Source organism: Streptomyces sp. NPDC096310 (assembly GCF_044763125.1).
GTDB lineage: Bacteria > Actinomycetota > Actinomycetes > Streptomycetales > Streptomycetaceae > Streptomyces.
The window spans coordinates 328,055-343,902 of sequence record NZ_JBIWFO010000001.1; the positions used below are offsets into that span (position 1 = coordinate 328,055).

Below are 15,848 nucleotides of genomic sequence, written 5' to 3' on the forward strand. Positions count from 1 at the left end.
GGCTCCGGGCCCGGGTCGCGATACATGGGCAACGTTGAGGTACGAACAGGCAGTCACCCCCGGCCGAGGTTGCCGCGCCGTCGCCCGTGGTGCTTGCCTGAGGGCCCGAACCGGGACCGCCCGTCATGGGCGCACCGAACCGGTCGGCCGCCGAGGGGATCGGCATTCGCACACTCACGATCGGCGTTCACCCAGAACTGTCTGGAGCTGCGATGTCTGAGACACACCTGCCGCACGACGAGGCGATAGCCGTCGTCGGGCTCTCCTGCCGGCTGCCCGGGGCCGGCAGCCCCCGGGAGTTCTGGTCCCTGCTCCGCGGCGGGACGAGCGCCATCACGCGGGTTCCGTCCGGGCGGTGGAGCACGGCCCGGTACCACGCGGGGGAGGAGCGGGCGGAGGGATTCGACCCGGACACACTCCCGGCGCCCCTGGCCGACGCGCGCTGGGGCGGATTCCTCGACGACGTGGCCGGCTTCGACGCGCCCTTCTTCGGTATCTCGCCCCGCGAGGCCGCCGCCATGGACCCGCAGCAGCGGCTGATGCTGGAGCTGGGCTGGGAGGCGCTGGAGAACGCCGGCCGGCTACCGGCCGAGCTGCGCGGCAGCAGGACAGCGGTCTTCGTCGGGGCGATCTGGGACGACTACGCCCTCCTCAACGACCGTCACGGACATGGCACTTCGGACCACCGTACGCTCACCGGTCTGCACCGCGGCCTTATCGCCAACCGGCTCTCCTACGTGCTCGGCGCGCAGGGTCCGAGCCTCACCGTCGACTCCGGTCAGTCCTCCTCGCTCGTCGCGGTGCATCTTGCCTGTGCCAGCCTGCGCGCGGGAGAGTCCGTGCTCGCACTCGTGGGCGGTGTGAACCTCAACCTCGTGGCGGAGAGCGCGTTCACCGTCGCGCGGCTCGGCGCGCTCTCCCCTGACGGCCGGTGCTACACCTTCGACTCCCGCGCCAACGGGTTCGTACGCGGCGAGGGCGGCGCCATGGCCGTCCTCAAGCCCCTCTCCCGCGCCCTCGCCGACGACGACCGCGTCTACTGCGTCATCCGGGGCAGCGCCGTGAACAACGACGGACCCAGTACCACCCTGACCACCCCCAGCGCGGACGCCCAGAGCGCCGTGCTGCGGAGCGCGTACCGGCGCGCCGGAGTGGACCCCCGCGCGGTGCACTACGTCGAGCTGCACGGGACCGGGACCAAGGTCGGGGATCCGGTCGAGGCGTCCGCCGTCGCCGCCGTGCTCGGAGCGGTGCGCACGGAGAGCGATCCGCCCTTGCTGCTGGGGTCGGCGAAGACCAACGTCGGCCATCTGGAGGGCGCGGCGGGCATCGTGGGCTTCCTCAAGACCGCCCTGGCGCTCAGCGAGGGCGAGATACCGCCCACGCTCAACTTCGCCGAGCCGGCGCCGGGGATCCCGCTCGCGGAGTGGAAGCTGCGGATGGCGCAGGACCTCACGCCCTGGCCGGCCGGGTCGCAGGACGGCCAACGGCTCGCGGGTGTCTCGTCGTTCGGTATCGGCGGCACCAACTGCCATCTCGTACTGGCCTCGGCACCGGCGAGCGGTTCGGCACCGGCGACCGGTTCGGCACCGGCGACCGTCGCCGCACGGGTACCTGCCTCCGCCCGAACACCCGACGTCGACTCCGACTCCGAGCGCGGTGTGCTCCCGTGGGTGGTGTCGGCGCGGTCCGCGGCCGGAGTGGCCGCACAGGCCGCCCGCCTGGCGGAGTTCGTGAAGGACCGTACCGGGGCCGGGTCCGGGGCCGGGTCCGGCTCCGGTACGGTGCCGCGCCCGGTGGACATCGGTCTCTCCCTCACCACCACACGCTCCGCGTTCGAGCACCGCGCGGTGGTCCTCGGGGAGACCCGTGACGACCTGCTGACCGCGCTGGACGCCCTGGCCGGCGGCGAGACCGCGGGCCAGGTGGTGACCGGGCGGGCCGGCTCCGGCCGTACGGTGTTCGTCTTTCCCGGCCAGGGCAGCCAGTGGACCGGCATGGCGGACGAACTGCGGTGCTCCTCACCCGCGTTCCGTGCCCGGCTGGAGGAGTGCGCGGACGCGCTCGCCCCCCACACCGGCTGGTCGGTGCTGGACGTACTGCGCGGCGCCGAGGGAGCGCCGCCGTACGACCGGGCCGACGTGGTGCAGCCCGTGCTCTTCGCGATGATGGTGTCGCTGGCCGCCGCCTGGAGCGCGCTGGGTGTGCAGCCGGACGCGGTGGTCGGGCACTCGCAGGGCGAGATCGCCGCCGCGTACGTGTGCGGCGCGCTCTCGCTGGACGACGCGGCCCGCGTCGTGGCTCAACGCGCCGACACCGTCCGTGCGTTGATGGGCACGGGCGGGATGGCTACGGTCCCGCTCCCCGCCGACGAGGTACGCGCGGACCTGGCCGCGTACGGCGACCGCCTCGGCATCGCGGGGATCAACAGTCCCGCGCGGACGACCGTGTCCGGGGAGCCTTCGGCGGTCGAGGAGTTGGCGGCCGCCTACCAGGCCCGGCAGATCCGGGCCCGCGTCCTCCCCTCCGTGGAGTACGCCTCGCACACCCCCAGGGTGGAGCCCGTCCGCGAGGAGCTGCTGACCCGGCTCGCGCCGATCGAGCCCCGTAGCTCGGACATCCCCTTCTACTCGACGCTGACCGGCGGGCTCTTCGACACCGCCGGGCTCGACGCCGCCTACTGGTACGCGAACCTGTCCCACCCCGTACGGTTCGAGGACGCCACCCGCGCGCTGTCCGCCGACGGATACACCGTGTTCGTCGAGAGCAGCCCCCATCCGCTGCTGACGTTCAGTGTCGAGGAGACCCTGGGCGACGCGGCGCTCGCGGTCGGGTCGCTCCACCGGGAGCAGTCCGGCCGCACCCGGATGCTGATGTCCCTGGCGCGGGCCTACGCGCACGGCACGCCGGTGGACTGGACGTCGTACTGGTCCGGCAGCGGCGCGCGCCGTGTCGCCCTGCCCACGTACGCCTTCCAGCGCGAACGCCACTGGCTGGACACCACCACCACGGCGGTGGACCCCCCGGTCGCGCCGGGCACCCCGGTCCCGAACGCACCGGTGGAAAAAGGCACTTCGCGCAGTGCCGTGGATCGTGCGCCCGCCTCCCTGGCCGGTCTCGTGCAGGGGGCGACCGCCGCCGTCCTCGGTCATCTGCGCCCCGGATCGGTCGAGTTGGACCGTACGTTCAAGGACCTCGGACTGGACTCCGTCAGCGGTGCCGAACTCGGCCGGCGGCTGTCCACCGCCACCGGCCTGAACCTGCCCGCCGGTCTCATCTTCGACTGCCCCACCCCGGACCAGGTCATCGCCCATCTGCGCGCCGCACTCGACACATCGCGGGCGCGGGACACCGGTTCCCCGGAGCGCGCCGCGCCGGACACCGACGGGCCGGACACCGGGGCGCGGGAGACCGGCGAACCCATCGCCATCGTCTCCATGGGCTGCCGCTACCCGGGGGACGTCCGCACCCCCGAACAGCTATGGGAGCTGATCGCCGCGGGCGGCGAGGGGCTGTCGGACTTCCCTGCCGACCGTGAGTGGGATCTCGACGGGCTCTACCACCCCGATCCCGCCCACGCGGGCACCTCGTACACCCGCAGGGGCGGCTTCCTGCACGACGCCACCCGGTTCGATGCCGGATTCTTCGGTATCTCGCCGCGCGAGGCGGCCTCCCTCGACCCGCAGCAGCGCCTGCTGCTGGAGGTGGCGTGGGAGACGGTCGAACGGGGCGGGATGGACCCCCGCACGCTGCGCGGCGGGCAGGTCGGTGTGTTCGTCGGCGCGATGGCGCAGGACTACGGGCCACGGATGCACGAGACGTCCGAGGGCACCGAGGGCGGCTTCATCCTGACGGGCACCACCGCCAGTGTGCTCTCGGGCCGGATCGCGTACGTCCTCGGCCTCGAAGGCCCCGCCGTGACCGTCGACACCGCCTGCTCGTCCTCGCTGGTGGCGCTGCATCTCGCGAGCCGCGCCCTGCGCTCCGGCGAGTGCGCGATGGCGCTGGCCGGCGGGGTCACGGTGATGTCGACCCCGGGGATCTTCGTCGAGTTCAGCCGTCAGCGCGGGCTCTCGGAGGACGGCCGCTGCAAGGCGTTCGCGGAGGGCGCCGACGGCACCGGCTGGGCCGAGGGCGTCGGGCTGGTGCTGCTGGAGCGGCTGTCGGACGCGCGGCGCCTGGGCCATCGGGTGCTCGGCGTGGTACGCGGCTCGGCCGTCAACCAGGACGGCGCGTCCAACGGGCTGACGGCGCCCAACGGCCCGTCGCAGCGCCGGGTGATCCGGCAGGCTCTGGCGGACGCCCGGGTACCGGCGTCCGAGGTGGACGTCGTGGAGGCGCACGGTACCGGAACCCGGCTGGGCGATCCGATCGAGGCGCAGGCGCTGCTGGCCACGTACGGGCAGGACCGCCCGGCGGACCGGCCGCTGCTGCTGGGCTCGGTGAAGTCGAACATCGGCCACGCGCAGGCCGCGGCCGGGGTCGCGGGCGTCATCAAGATGGTGCAGGCGATGCGCCACGGACTCGTCCCGCCCACCCTCCACGTCGACACCCCCTCCTCCCGTGTCGACTGGTCGGCGGGCGCGGTGGCGCTGGCGACGCGGGAGACGGCCTGGCCCACCACCGGGCGCCCGCGCCGCGCCGCGGTCTCCTCCTTCGGCATCAGCGGCACCAACGCGCATCTGGTGCTGGAGGAGGCCCCGGACACCGAACCGGCGGTGTCGGGTCCAGCGGATCCCGGCCCCGGTGCCACCGCCGGTGTGTGGTCCGGGGAAGCCGGCCCGGCGACGGCCTGGGTGGTCTCGGGGCGCGGCGCCGAGGCGCTGGCCGAGCGGAGCGGTCAACTGGCGTCCTGGGTACGGTCCCGGCCGACCGCGGGCTCGGACGCGGAGACGGCGGATACCGGTGCGGATTCGACAGGTACGGGTACGGGCACGGAGTGCGGCGAGGTGGCCCTCGCCCTGGCGACCGGCCGGTCGCACTTCGAGCACCGGGCGGTCGTCCTCGGCCAGGACACCGCGAGCCTGACGGCCGGCCTGGACGCGCTCGCCACCGGAACGGGCGCCCCCGGGGTGATCACCGGTGTCGCCGCGGGCTCCGGCACCGCCAGGACCGTGTTCGTCTTTCCCGGCCAGGGCCCCCAGTGGGCCGGCATGGCCGCCGGACTGCTGCGCGACTCACCGCTCTTCGCCGAGCGGATGGACGCCTGCGCACAGGCCCTGGAGCCCTACACCGACTGGCGGTTGCTCGACGTACTGCGCGGGCTGCCCGGTGCGCCGGGGCTGGACCGCGTCGATGTCGTCCAGCCCGCGCTGTTCGCCGTCATGGTCGGCCTGGCCGCACTGTGGCGCGCCCACGGCGTCGAACCCGACGCGGTGATCGGGCACTCCCAGGGCGAGATCGCCGCCGCCCACGTCGCCGGTGCCCTGACCCTCGACGACGCCGCCCGGATCGTCGCCCTGCGCTCCAAGTCGCTCTCCAGGGTGGCCGGTACGGGCGGAATGGCCTCCGTGCCGGTCCCCGCCGACCGGGCGCGTGCCCTGATCGGCGACCGTCCCGGACTGCATCTGGCGGCGGTCAACGGCCCGGCCACCACGGTCGTCGCCGGTGACACCGACGCACTGGCCCAACTCCTCGCCCACTGCGCGGCCGAGGACATCGACGCCAAGGCGATCCCCGTCGACTACGCCTCGCACACCCCTCATATGGCGGTACTGCGCGAGGAGTTGAGTGTCCTCCTGGAACCGGTGCGTCCCAACGTCGCCGACGTGCCCTTCTACTCGACCGTCACGGGCGGTCCGCTCGACACCACCGCGCTGACCGGAGCGTACTGGTACGAGAACCTGACCAGCCCGGTCCTCTTCCACTCCACCCTGCGCCAACTGGTGGACGACGGACACGGCCTGTACGTCGAGACCAGCCCGCACCCCGTACTGATCCCCAGCATCCAGCACATCCTGCACGCCGCCGGAGCCGACGGTGAGGGCGCCACCGACGGCCCGGGGGCGGTCGCCGTCGGGAGCCTGCGCCGGGACGCGGGCCGGTGGCCGCGGTTCCTGACCTCGCTGGCCACGGCGTACGCGCACGGCGCACCGGTGGACTGGCGCAGTGCGCTCACCCGGCCGGGCGAGCCTCCCGCGTACTCCTCCGTGGCGCCCGACCTGCCCACGTACCCCTTCCAGCGGCAGCGCCACTGGCTCACCTCCGCGCCCGTCCGCACCGACGCGGCCGGGCTCGGGCTCCAGAGCGCCGGACATCCCCTGCTGGCGAGCGCCGGCCATCTGCCCGACGGAACCTGGCACGCCACCGGCGTCCTGAGCACCGGCGGCACGCCCTGGCTGGCCGACCACGCGGTCACCCGCACCCCGCTGCTGCCGGCCACCGCGTATCTCGATCTCGCGCTCCACGCGGGCACCGCCACCGGCTGCCCGGCACTTGCGGAACTCACCCTGCACGCCCCGCTGATCCTCGACGGCGACCGGGCCGTCCATCTGCACCTCACCGTGACACCGCCCGATCAGGACGACGGTACGGGAGGCGGCGAGCGACGGCGCGTCGAGATCCACTCCCGGCCGGGGACCACCGACCCGGGACAGCCCTGGACCCACCACGCCACCGGCACCCTCACCGCCGCGTCGGCCGGGGCGGAAGCGGTGTCCGCGACGGAAGCGGCGTCCGGGGCGTGGCCGCCCGCCGGGGCCGAGCCGGTACCGGTCGACGGCCTCTACCCCGGGCTCGCGGAGCGCGGCTACGACTACGGTCCCGCTTTCCGTAACCTGCGGACCGCGTGGCGGCGGGACACCACCCTGTACGCCGACGTACGCCTCGCGGCCGACGCCCCCACCGGCGGCTTCGGGATCCATCCCGCGCTGCTGGACGCGGCCCTCCACACGCTCTTCCTCGCCCCCGGGCACACCGGGGAGACCGAGGGCGCCGGGGCCGCCCGGGGCGGGATCGAACTGCCGTTCTCCTGGGGCGGCGTCCATCTGCACGCCACCGGCGCCGACACCCTCCGCGTCCACCTCACCCCGACCGGCGAGCACACCGTGCGGCTCACGGCGAGCGACCCGGCCGGCCGGCCCGTCGTCACCGTCGACACCCTCACCCTGCGGCCCCTGGACGCGGGCGGGCTGACCCCCGAACACGACACCCGGCGCTCCCTGTTCCAGCTCGACTGGCATCCACTGCCGGAGGACGGGCCGCCCCCGGCCACCGGGGTACGGCGCCTCGCGCTGCTCGGGGCCCCGGGCCCCGGCCTCGACGCCGGCCCCGGCCCGTACGCGTCCCTCCCCAGGACCTCCGGTCCCACCCTCACCCGCCACGCGGACCTGGCCGGGCTCACGGCCACACTGGACGCGGGCGCCACGGGAGACGCGGTAGATTCCCCGGAATCCGATGTGCCCGTCCCCGACGTGGTGATCGCCGTCCTGCCCGCGCCCGCCCCGGAAGCGGAGAAGGGCGAGGACCGGGACGGTGACGCGAGCAGCGCGGACCGGAGACTGCCCGCCCGTACCGCGGCCCGTACCGCCACCGTCCTGCGGCTGCTCCAGGACTGGCTGGCCACACCCCACTACGTGGCGGGCACCCTGGTCCTGGTCACCACCCACGCCGTCGTCACCTCGGTCGCGGGCGCCCCGCCCGCCAATCCGGCCGACGCCGCCGTCTGGGGCCTGGTCCGGTGCGCGCAGGCGGAGAACTCCGGCCGGTTCCTCCTGCTCGACACCGACCACCACCCCCTGTCGGCCGAGACGCTGCCCACCGCGGTCGTCGCCGCACTCGCCGCCGGGGAGAACCAACTCGCCCTGCGCGAAGGCCGGATCACCGTGCCCCGGCTCACCCCGGCCACCGCGGGCGGCGCACTCGTCCCGCCCTCGGGCACCGACGACTGGCACCTTGAGGCGTCGGGCCGTGGCGGCACCCTCGACCAGGTGGTGCTGGCCGCCTCCGAGGAGCGCCCCGGGCCACTGGGCCCTGGGGAGATACGGATCGCCGTACGCGCCGCCGGTCTCAACTTCCGTGACGTCATGGTGTCGTTGGGCCTCGTCCCGATCAAGGTGCCGATCGGCGGGGAAGAGGCGGGGACCGTCACCGAGGTCGGCGACGAGGTCACGGGACTGGCCCCGGGGGACCGGGTGATGGGCATGTCCACCGTCGGCGGCATCGGCCCGGTCCGCGTCACCGACCCCCGGCTGGTCACCCGTATCCCCGACGACTGGTCCTTCACGGAGGCCGCCACCGTACCCGCGGCCTTCCTCACCGCCTATCACGCCCTGGCCGATCTCGCCCGGATCCGGCCCGGTGACAAGATCCTGATCCACACCGCCACCGGCGGCGTCGGCATGGCCGCGCTCCAGCTCGCCCGGCACTTCGGCGCGGAGATCTACGCCACCGCGTCCCCCACGAAGTGGGACACCCTGCGCGCCCTCGGGCTGGACGACGACCACATCGCCTCCTCGCGCACCCTCGACTTCGAGCAGGACTTCCTCGCCCACGCCCCCGAAGGGCTGGACATCGTCCTCAACTCCCTGGCCCACGAGGCCGTCGACGCGTCCCTGCGGCTGCTCGCCCCGCACGGCCGGTTCATCGAGATGGGCAAGACCGACATCCGTGACGCGGACGAGGTCACCGCGGACCACCCCGGCCTCCTCTACCGCGCCTTCGACCTGCTGGACCTCGGCCCCGACCGGATCGGCGCGCTCTTCGCCGACCTCGCCCGCCTCTTCGCCGACGGTACGCTGCGGCCCCTGCCGGTCACGACCTGGCCGCTCTCCCAAGCACGCCACGCCCTGCGCCACTTCAGCCTGGCCCGGCACATCGGGAAGATCACACTCACGCTGCCGCCCGCGCTCGATCCGGCCGGCACCGTACTGATCACCGGAGGCACCGGCACCCTCGGCGGACTCGTCGCCCGCCACCTCGTCACCCGCCACGGCGTCCGCCACCTCCTGCTGACCAGCCGCAGCGGCCCGGACGCCACCGGCGCGGCCGGACTCCGTACCGAACTGACCGCTCTCGGAGCCCAGATCACCGTCGCCGCCTGCGACGCCGCCGACGCGGACGCCCTCGCGTCCCTGCTCGACACGGTCCCCGCCGACCATCCCCTCACCGCGGTCGTCCACGCGGCGGGCACACTGGACGACTCCACCCTGGAGAACCTCACACCGCGCCACCTCGACACCGTCTTCCGGCCCAAGGTCGACGCCGCCTGGAACCTGCACCGGGCCACCGAAGGGCTCGACCTGGCCGCCTTCGTCCTGTTCTCCTCGGCCGCCGCCACCCTGGGCAGCGCCGGACAGGCCAACTACGCGGCGGCCAACGCCTTTCTCGACGCACTCGCCGCCCACCGGCGTGCCACCGGGCTGCCCGCCTCCTCGCTCGCCTGGGGGCTGTGGGCGGAGGCCAGCGGCATGACCGGCCATCTCGACACCGGTCAACGCCGGCGCGTCATCAGCCACGCCGGGATCACCCCGCTCGCCACCGACCACGCCCTCGCACTCCTCGACACCGCGCTCCGGCTCGACCAGCCCTTCCTGCTGCCGTCGCCGCTCACACCGCCCGACGACCCCGCCACCGTTCCCGCCCTGCTGCGCGCCCTGCCGGGCGCCCCCACCCGGCGTGCGGCGGCGACCACCGGCGGAGACCGCAACGGGAAGGGGGACGGCCACGGAAACGGCAACGGCGCCGGAAACAGCGACGGCAACGGACTGGCCGACGAGTTGGTCAGGCTCTCGTCCGAGGAACAACACCACTACCTGCTCGGCCTGGTACGGAGCCACGCCGCCACCGTCCTCGGCCACCCGACCCCCGACACCGTCACCCCGGCGCACGCCTTCAAGGAGATCGGCTTCGACTCCCTCACCGCCGTCGAACTGCGCAACCGGCTCACCGCCGCGACCCGGCTCCGGCTCTCGCCCACCCTGGTCTTCGACCACCCCACACCCACCGCGCTCGCCACCCATCTGCACACCCAGCTCAGCCCGCGCGCCGCCGACGTCGCACAGGACGTACTCCGGGACATCGACCGCCTCGACAACGCGCTGTCCGCACTCTCCGCGGACACCGCACGAGGCGGTGCGATCGCGAAACGCCTCGAAGGTCTGCTGTGGAAATGGCGCGAAACAACGGAGAGCGTCTCGCCGGACGGATCCGACGACGATCTCAGCTCCGCGACGGACGACGAGATATTCGACGTCATCGAGAACGAGTTCGGAATCTCCTGACCTTCAACGTGAGGATGGTCGCTTCTGATGTCGGACGAAGAGAAGCTCCGGGATTATCTGCGCCGTGTGACCGCCGATCTGCGCCGGGCCCGTCAGCGGCTGCGCGAGGTCGAGTCCGACCGGTTCGAACCGGTCGCGATCGTCGGCATGGGCTGCCGCTACCCCGGGGGCGTGGAGTCGCCGGACGACCTGTGGCGGCTGGTCAGCGAGGAGCGGGACGTGATCTCCGGCTACCCCACCGACCGCGGCTGGGACCTGGAGACGCTGTACGACCCCGACCCGGACGCCCAGGGCAAGAGCTACGGCCGCCAGGGCGGATTCCTCCACGACGCCGGTGATTTCGACGCCGCCTTCTTCAACATCAGCCCGCGCGAGGCCATCGCCACCGACCCGCAGCAACGCCTCGTCCTGGAAACCGCGTGGGAAACCCTGGAACGGGCCGGAATCGATCCGACCAGTCTGCGCACCACATCGACCGGCGTTTTCACGGGCAGTTACGAACACGATTACAGCACCCTGCTGACGGCGCATTCCTCCGCCGAGGTCGAGGGATACATTCCCACCGGCGGATTCTCCTCGGTGATCTCGGGCCGGGTCGCGTACGCGCTGGGCCTGGAGGGGCCCGCGGTGACCGTGGACACGGCGTGCTCGTCCTCGCTGGTGGCGATGCACCTCGCGTGCCAGTCGCTGCGCGCGGGGGACTGCACCCTCGCCCTGGCGGGCGGCGTCACCATCATGGCGACCCCGACCCCGTTCATCGCCTTCAGCCGGCAGCGCGGTCTGGCCCGTGACGGCCGGTGCAAGGCGTTCGCGGCGGCGGCCGACGGGACGAACTTCTCGGAGGGTGTGGGGCTGGTCCTGCTGGAGCGGCTGTCCGACGCGGAGCGCAACGGGCATGAGGTACTGGCCGTGATCCGGGGCAGCGCGGTGAACCAGGACGGTGCCTCGAACGGGCTGACCGCGCCCAACGGCCCTTCCCAGCAGCGGGTGATCCGCCAGGCGCTGGCCAACGCGCGACTGTCGGCGGCCGATGTCGATGTGGTCGAGGCACACGGTACGGGCACCACACTGGGCGATCCGATCGAGGCACAGGCCCTGCTGGCCACGTACGGGCAGGACCGCCCGGCGGACCGGCCGCTGTGGCTCGGCTCGCTCAAGTCGAACATGGGCCATACCCAGGCGGCGGCCGGGGTGGCGGGCGTGATCAAGATGGTGCTGGCGATGCGCCACGGCCTGCTGCCGAAAACACTGCATGTGGACGAGCCGAGCCCGCACGTCGACTGGTCGGCGGGTGCGGTCTCCCTGCTGACCGAGGAGCGGGCGTGGCCGGTGGTGGACCGGCCGCGGCGTGCGGCGGTGTCCTCGTTCGGTGTGAGCGGGACCAACGCGCATGTGGTGGTGGAGCAGGCCCCGGTGGCCCCCGAGCCGCCGGCGACGGCCGGGGACCCGGGCGTGGTGCCGTGGGTGGTGTCGGGAGCCACGGCAGCGGGCTTGCGGGCGCAGGCGGGGCGCTTGGAGCGGTATGTGCGGGAGCGGCCTGAGCTGGGGCCGGGTGAGGTGGGTCTGGCGCTGGCGGTGGGGCGCGCCCGGCTCGATCACCGTGCGGTGGTGGTGGGCACCGACCGGGACGCGTTGCTGTCGGGCCTGGCCGCGCTCGGACGAGGGGAGCCGGCCGCCGGTGTGGTGAACACGGAGGGGTCTCCGGCGACGGTCGACGGCGGCAGGGTGGTCTTCGTCTTCCCCGGCCAGGGCTCCCAGTGGGCGGGCATGGCACTGGAGTTGGTGGAGTCCTCGGAGGTCTTCCGGGACCGGCTGCTGGAGTGCGAGGAGGCGCTGCGCCCGCTGGTGGGCTGGTCGGTGCTCGATGTGTTACGCGGGGTGGCGGGCGCCCCCGACCTCACCCGGGACGATGTCGTGCAGCCGGTGCTGTTCGCGGTGATGGTGTCGTTGGCGGCGCGGTGGCGGGCGGCGGGGGTGGAGCCCGAGGCGGTGGTGGGCCACTCCCAGGGTGAGATCGCCGCCGCCTGTGTCGCGGGCGTGCTGTCCCTGGAGGACGCGGCGCGGGTCGTCGCCCTGCGGAGCGGGCTGCTGATGCGGCTGGCGGGACGCGGCGGACTGGTGTCGGTCGCGCTGCCGGTGGCCGAGGCGGAGAAGGGGATCGCGCGCTGGGGCGGCCGGCTGACCGTGGCGGCCGTCAACGGCCCCTCCGCCGTGGTGATCGCGGGCGACGCGGACGCCCTGCCCGAACTGCTCGCCTGGTGCGCGGAGTCCTCCGTACGGGCCCGGCAGATCCCTGTCTCCTTCGCCTCCCACTCCGCCCATGTCGAGGAGATCGAGAAGGACCTGCTGGACGTGTTGGCGTCGGTCGTGCCGCGTTCCGGCGGGGTGCCGTTCTTCTCGACGGTGACGGGTGAGCTGGTCGACGGTGGTGAGCTGGACGCGGGGTACTGGTACCGGAATCTGCGGGAGCCGGTGCGGTTCGAGCCGGTGGTGCGGTCGTTGATGGAGCGGGGCTTCGACACGTTCGTCGAGGTCAGCCCGCATCCGGTGATCACGGCCGCCGTGGAGGACATCGCGGCGGGAGCGGGCATCACCACCGTGACCGGGGGCACACTGCGCCGGGACCAGGGCGGCGAGGACCGTTTCCTGCTGTCGGCGGGACATCTGTCGGTGTGCGGGGTGCGGGTGGACTGGGGGTCGGTGTTCGCCGGGCGCGGTCTGCGGCCGGTCGCGCTGCCGACGTACGCCTTCCAGCGCGAGCGGTACTGGCTGTCCGGCGGTGGTGCCACGGGCGACGTGGCGGCGTACGGTCTGACCGCGACGGGCTCCCATCCGCTGCTGGGCGCCGTGGTCGAACTGCCGGACTCCGGTGGTGTGGTGGTGAGCGGCCGGCTCTCCGTGCGGGACCAGCCCTGGCTGGCCGGGCACCGGGTGCTGGGTGAGGTGGTGGTGCCCGGGGCGGCGCTGGTGGAGATGGCGATCCGGGCCGGTGACGAGGCCGGCTGCCCCGACCTGGACGAACTGGTCATCCACGTGCCGCTCGTGCTGGCCGGGTCCGATGCGTCGTTCGTACGGATCACCGTGGGCGACCCGGAGGACAACGGCAGCCGGCCCCTGACCCTGTACGCGCGGGCTCAGCGGGACGACGGCCCCTGGACCACCCACGCCACCGGGCTCCTGACCCGGCCAGGCGCCGCCCCCGCCGACGCGGTGGACGCGCTGGACGTGTGGCCTCCGGCGGGCGCGGAAGCCGTTCCGGTGGGTGGTGTGTACGAGGAGTTCGCGGCCCGTGGTCTGGAGTACGGCCCGGTCTTCCGCGGCCTGGAGGCGGTGTGGCGCCGGGGCGAGGAGACCTTCGCCGAGGTGGCCCTGGGCGAGGAGGGCCGGTCCGGCGTCGCCGGATTCGGTGTCCACCCGGCGCTGCTGGACGCCGTACTGCACGCGGTGGTGCTGAGCGACGCGGTGCCCGGTGTCGAGTCCGGTGTGCCCTGGCTCCCGTTCGTCTGGTCGGGGGTGCGGCTGCACGCGGTGGGCGCGTCCCGCGTACGCGTCAGGATCACCGCCGCCGAATCGGGAGTCCTGCGGGTCGAGGTCGCCGACCCGGCCGGCGGTCCGGTCCTCTCGGTGGCCGGACTGACACTACGGCCGCTGCCCTCCGGCGAGTTGACGGCGCGGACCCGGCGCGGCGACGACCTGTTCCGGCTGGACTGGGTGCCGGTGGCGACCGCGCCTGCCACGCCCGGGGCCGGGGCGCCGGAAACCGGCCCGGCGGACCCGGACGGAGACTGGGTACTGGTGGGCGAGGACCACCGCGGCCTGGGACTCAGGGCCTTCGCCGCTCTGGCCGAACTGGCGGGCCAAGAGCCCGAGGTGGTGGTGTGGTGTGCCCCGGGCGGCGCCGACCCGGCGGGTGCGCGGGCGAGCGCGTGCACCGCACTGGAGACGGTCCAGGGCTGGCTGGCCGAGAAGGCGTGCGCCGGCTCCCGGCTCGTCGTGGTGACCTCGGGCGGGGTCGCGGCGGACCCCGGCGCGCCGGTGGACGCGGGTGCCGCCGCCGTCTGGGGTCTGGTGCGCTCCGCGCACTCCGAGAACCCCGGCCGGATCACCCTCCTGGACCTCGCCCCGGGCGCCGAACCGACCGTACCCCTGCTGGCCGCGGCACTGGCCACCGGCGAACCCCAACTCGCCCAGCGCGACGGTGAATTACGAGCGGCACGCCTCGCCCGTGTCACGGACGAGCCCACGGGCACCGTCACCCTCGACCCGGCCGGGACCGTACTGGTCACCGGCGGAACGGGTGACCTGGGCGCCCTGGTGGCCCGGCATCTCGTGGAGCGGTACGGCGTACGGCATCTGGTGCTGGCGAGCCGGCGCGGCGCGACCGCCGAAGGAGCCGAGGAGCTACGGGCCGAACTGGCGGCCCTCGGCGCCGGGACGGAGATCCGCGCCTGCGATGTGACGGATCGCGAGGCCGTCGCGGAGCTGCTGGCCGGGATCCCGGCCGACCGTCCGCTCACCGGTGTCGTGCACTGCGCGGGCGCGCTGGACGACGGTGTCGTCCAGGCGCTGGACGCCGAGCGGATACAGCGGGTGTTCGCCCCGAAGACGGACGCGCTGAGCCATCTCGATTCCCTCACCCGCCATGCCGACCTGGGAATGTTCGCGGTGTTCTCCTCTGCGGCCGGTGTGCTCGGCACCCCGGGGCAGGCCAACTACGCGGCGGCCAACGCCGCCGTCGACGCCCTGGTGACCTCGCGCAGGGCGGCCGGACTGCCCGGTGTGTCCCTGGCGTGGGGCTGGTGGGGCAAGGGCAGCGGGCTGACCGGCGACCTGACCGAGACGGACCGGGAACGGTTCGCGCGGGGCGGTGTGGCCGCCATGACGGCCGACGAGGGCCTGGCGCTGTTCGATACGGCCCTGGCACACGACCTGCCGGTGGTGGTGCCGGTGAAACTGGACCTCGCCACGCTGACGGAAGCGGCGGGCACCGGGCCGGGCCCGGGCGCGCCGGCCACGGGCGCGCTCCCGCCGCTGCTCAGCGGCCTGGTCACCGGAGGAACGGCGGCCCGCAGGACCGCGCACGACGGGACCGCACAGAGCGGCGCCGACGCCCTGCGCCGCCGGCTCGACGCACTGCCGGAAGGCGAACAGACCCGGGAACTGGTCGAGTTGGTAACCGGACAGGTCGCCACGGTCCTCGGCCACGCGCGTGCGGCCGGACTGGAGGTGAGCAAGCCGTTCAGCGCACTCGGCTTCGACTCGCTCACCGCCGTGGAGCTGCGCAACCGGCTCTCGCAGGTCACCGGGTTGCGCCTGCCCGCCACCCTGACCTTCGACCATCCCACCCCGCTCGCCCTCGCCCACCACCTGCGCGGCGAACTGGTCCAGACCGAGGCGGAAACCCTCGAAAGGGTGCTGGGAGACCTCGACAAGGTGGCGGACATCCTGTCGCGGCTCGATCCGGACGACGCGGTACGCGCACGGGTCACCGAGCGGGTCAGGGCACTCCTCGCCACCGCCGGGGAGAACCCGGCGGAGACATCCGGGGACGAAGTGACGGAGCAACTGCAACTTTCCTCCACCGAAGAGCTGTTCCAGTTCGTCGACAAGCAATTGGGAGCCTGATCC

2 protein-coding genes are annotated in these 15,848 nt (G+C 73.7%); both read left to right on the top strand.

The features are described 5' to 3' along the window. The first annotated feature begins 212 nt into the window (after positions 1 to 212). A complete protein-coding gene (locus ACIQ7D_RS01325) occupies positions 213 to 10,220 on the top strand; it encodes a type I polyketide synthase (protein WP_403932121.1) in 10,008 nt (3,335 codons plus the stop codon). Positions 10,221 to 10,247: 27 nt separating this feature from the next. Beyond that, the gene (locus tag ACIQ7D_RS01330) at positions 10,248 to 15,845 is read left to right on the top strand and encodes an SDR family NAD(P)-dependent oxidoreductase (protein ID WP_403932124.1); all 5,598 of its coding nucleotides are present in this window, start codon (positions 10,248 to 10,250) and stop codon (positions 15,843 to 15,845) included. Positions 15,846 to 15,848 lie beyond the last annotated feature (3 nt).

Coding starts and splice junctions, on each gene's coding strand:
- ACIQ7D_RS01330 (WP_403932124.1), top strand. CDS start 10,248: ATGTCGGACGAAGAGAAGCTCCGGGATTATCTGCGCCGTGTGACCGCC.
- ACIQ7D_RS01325 (WP_403932121.1), top strand. CDS start 213: ATGTCTGAGACACACCTGCCGCACGACGAGGCGATAGCCGTCGTCGGG.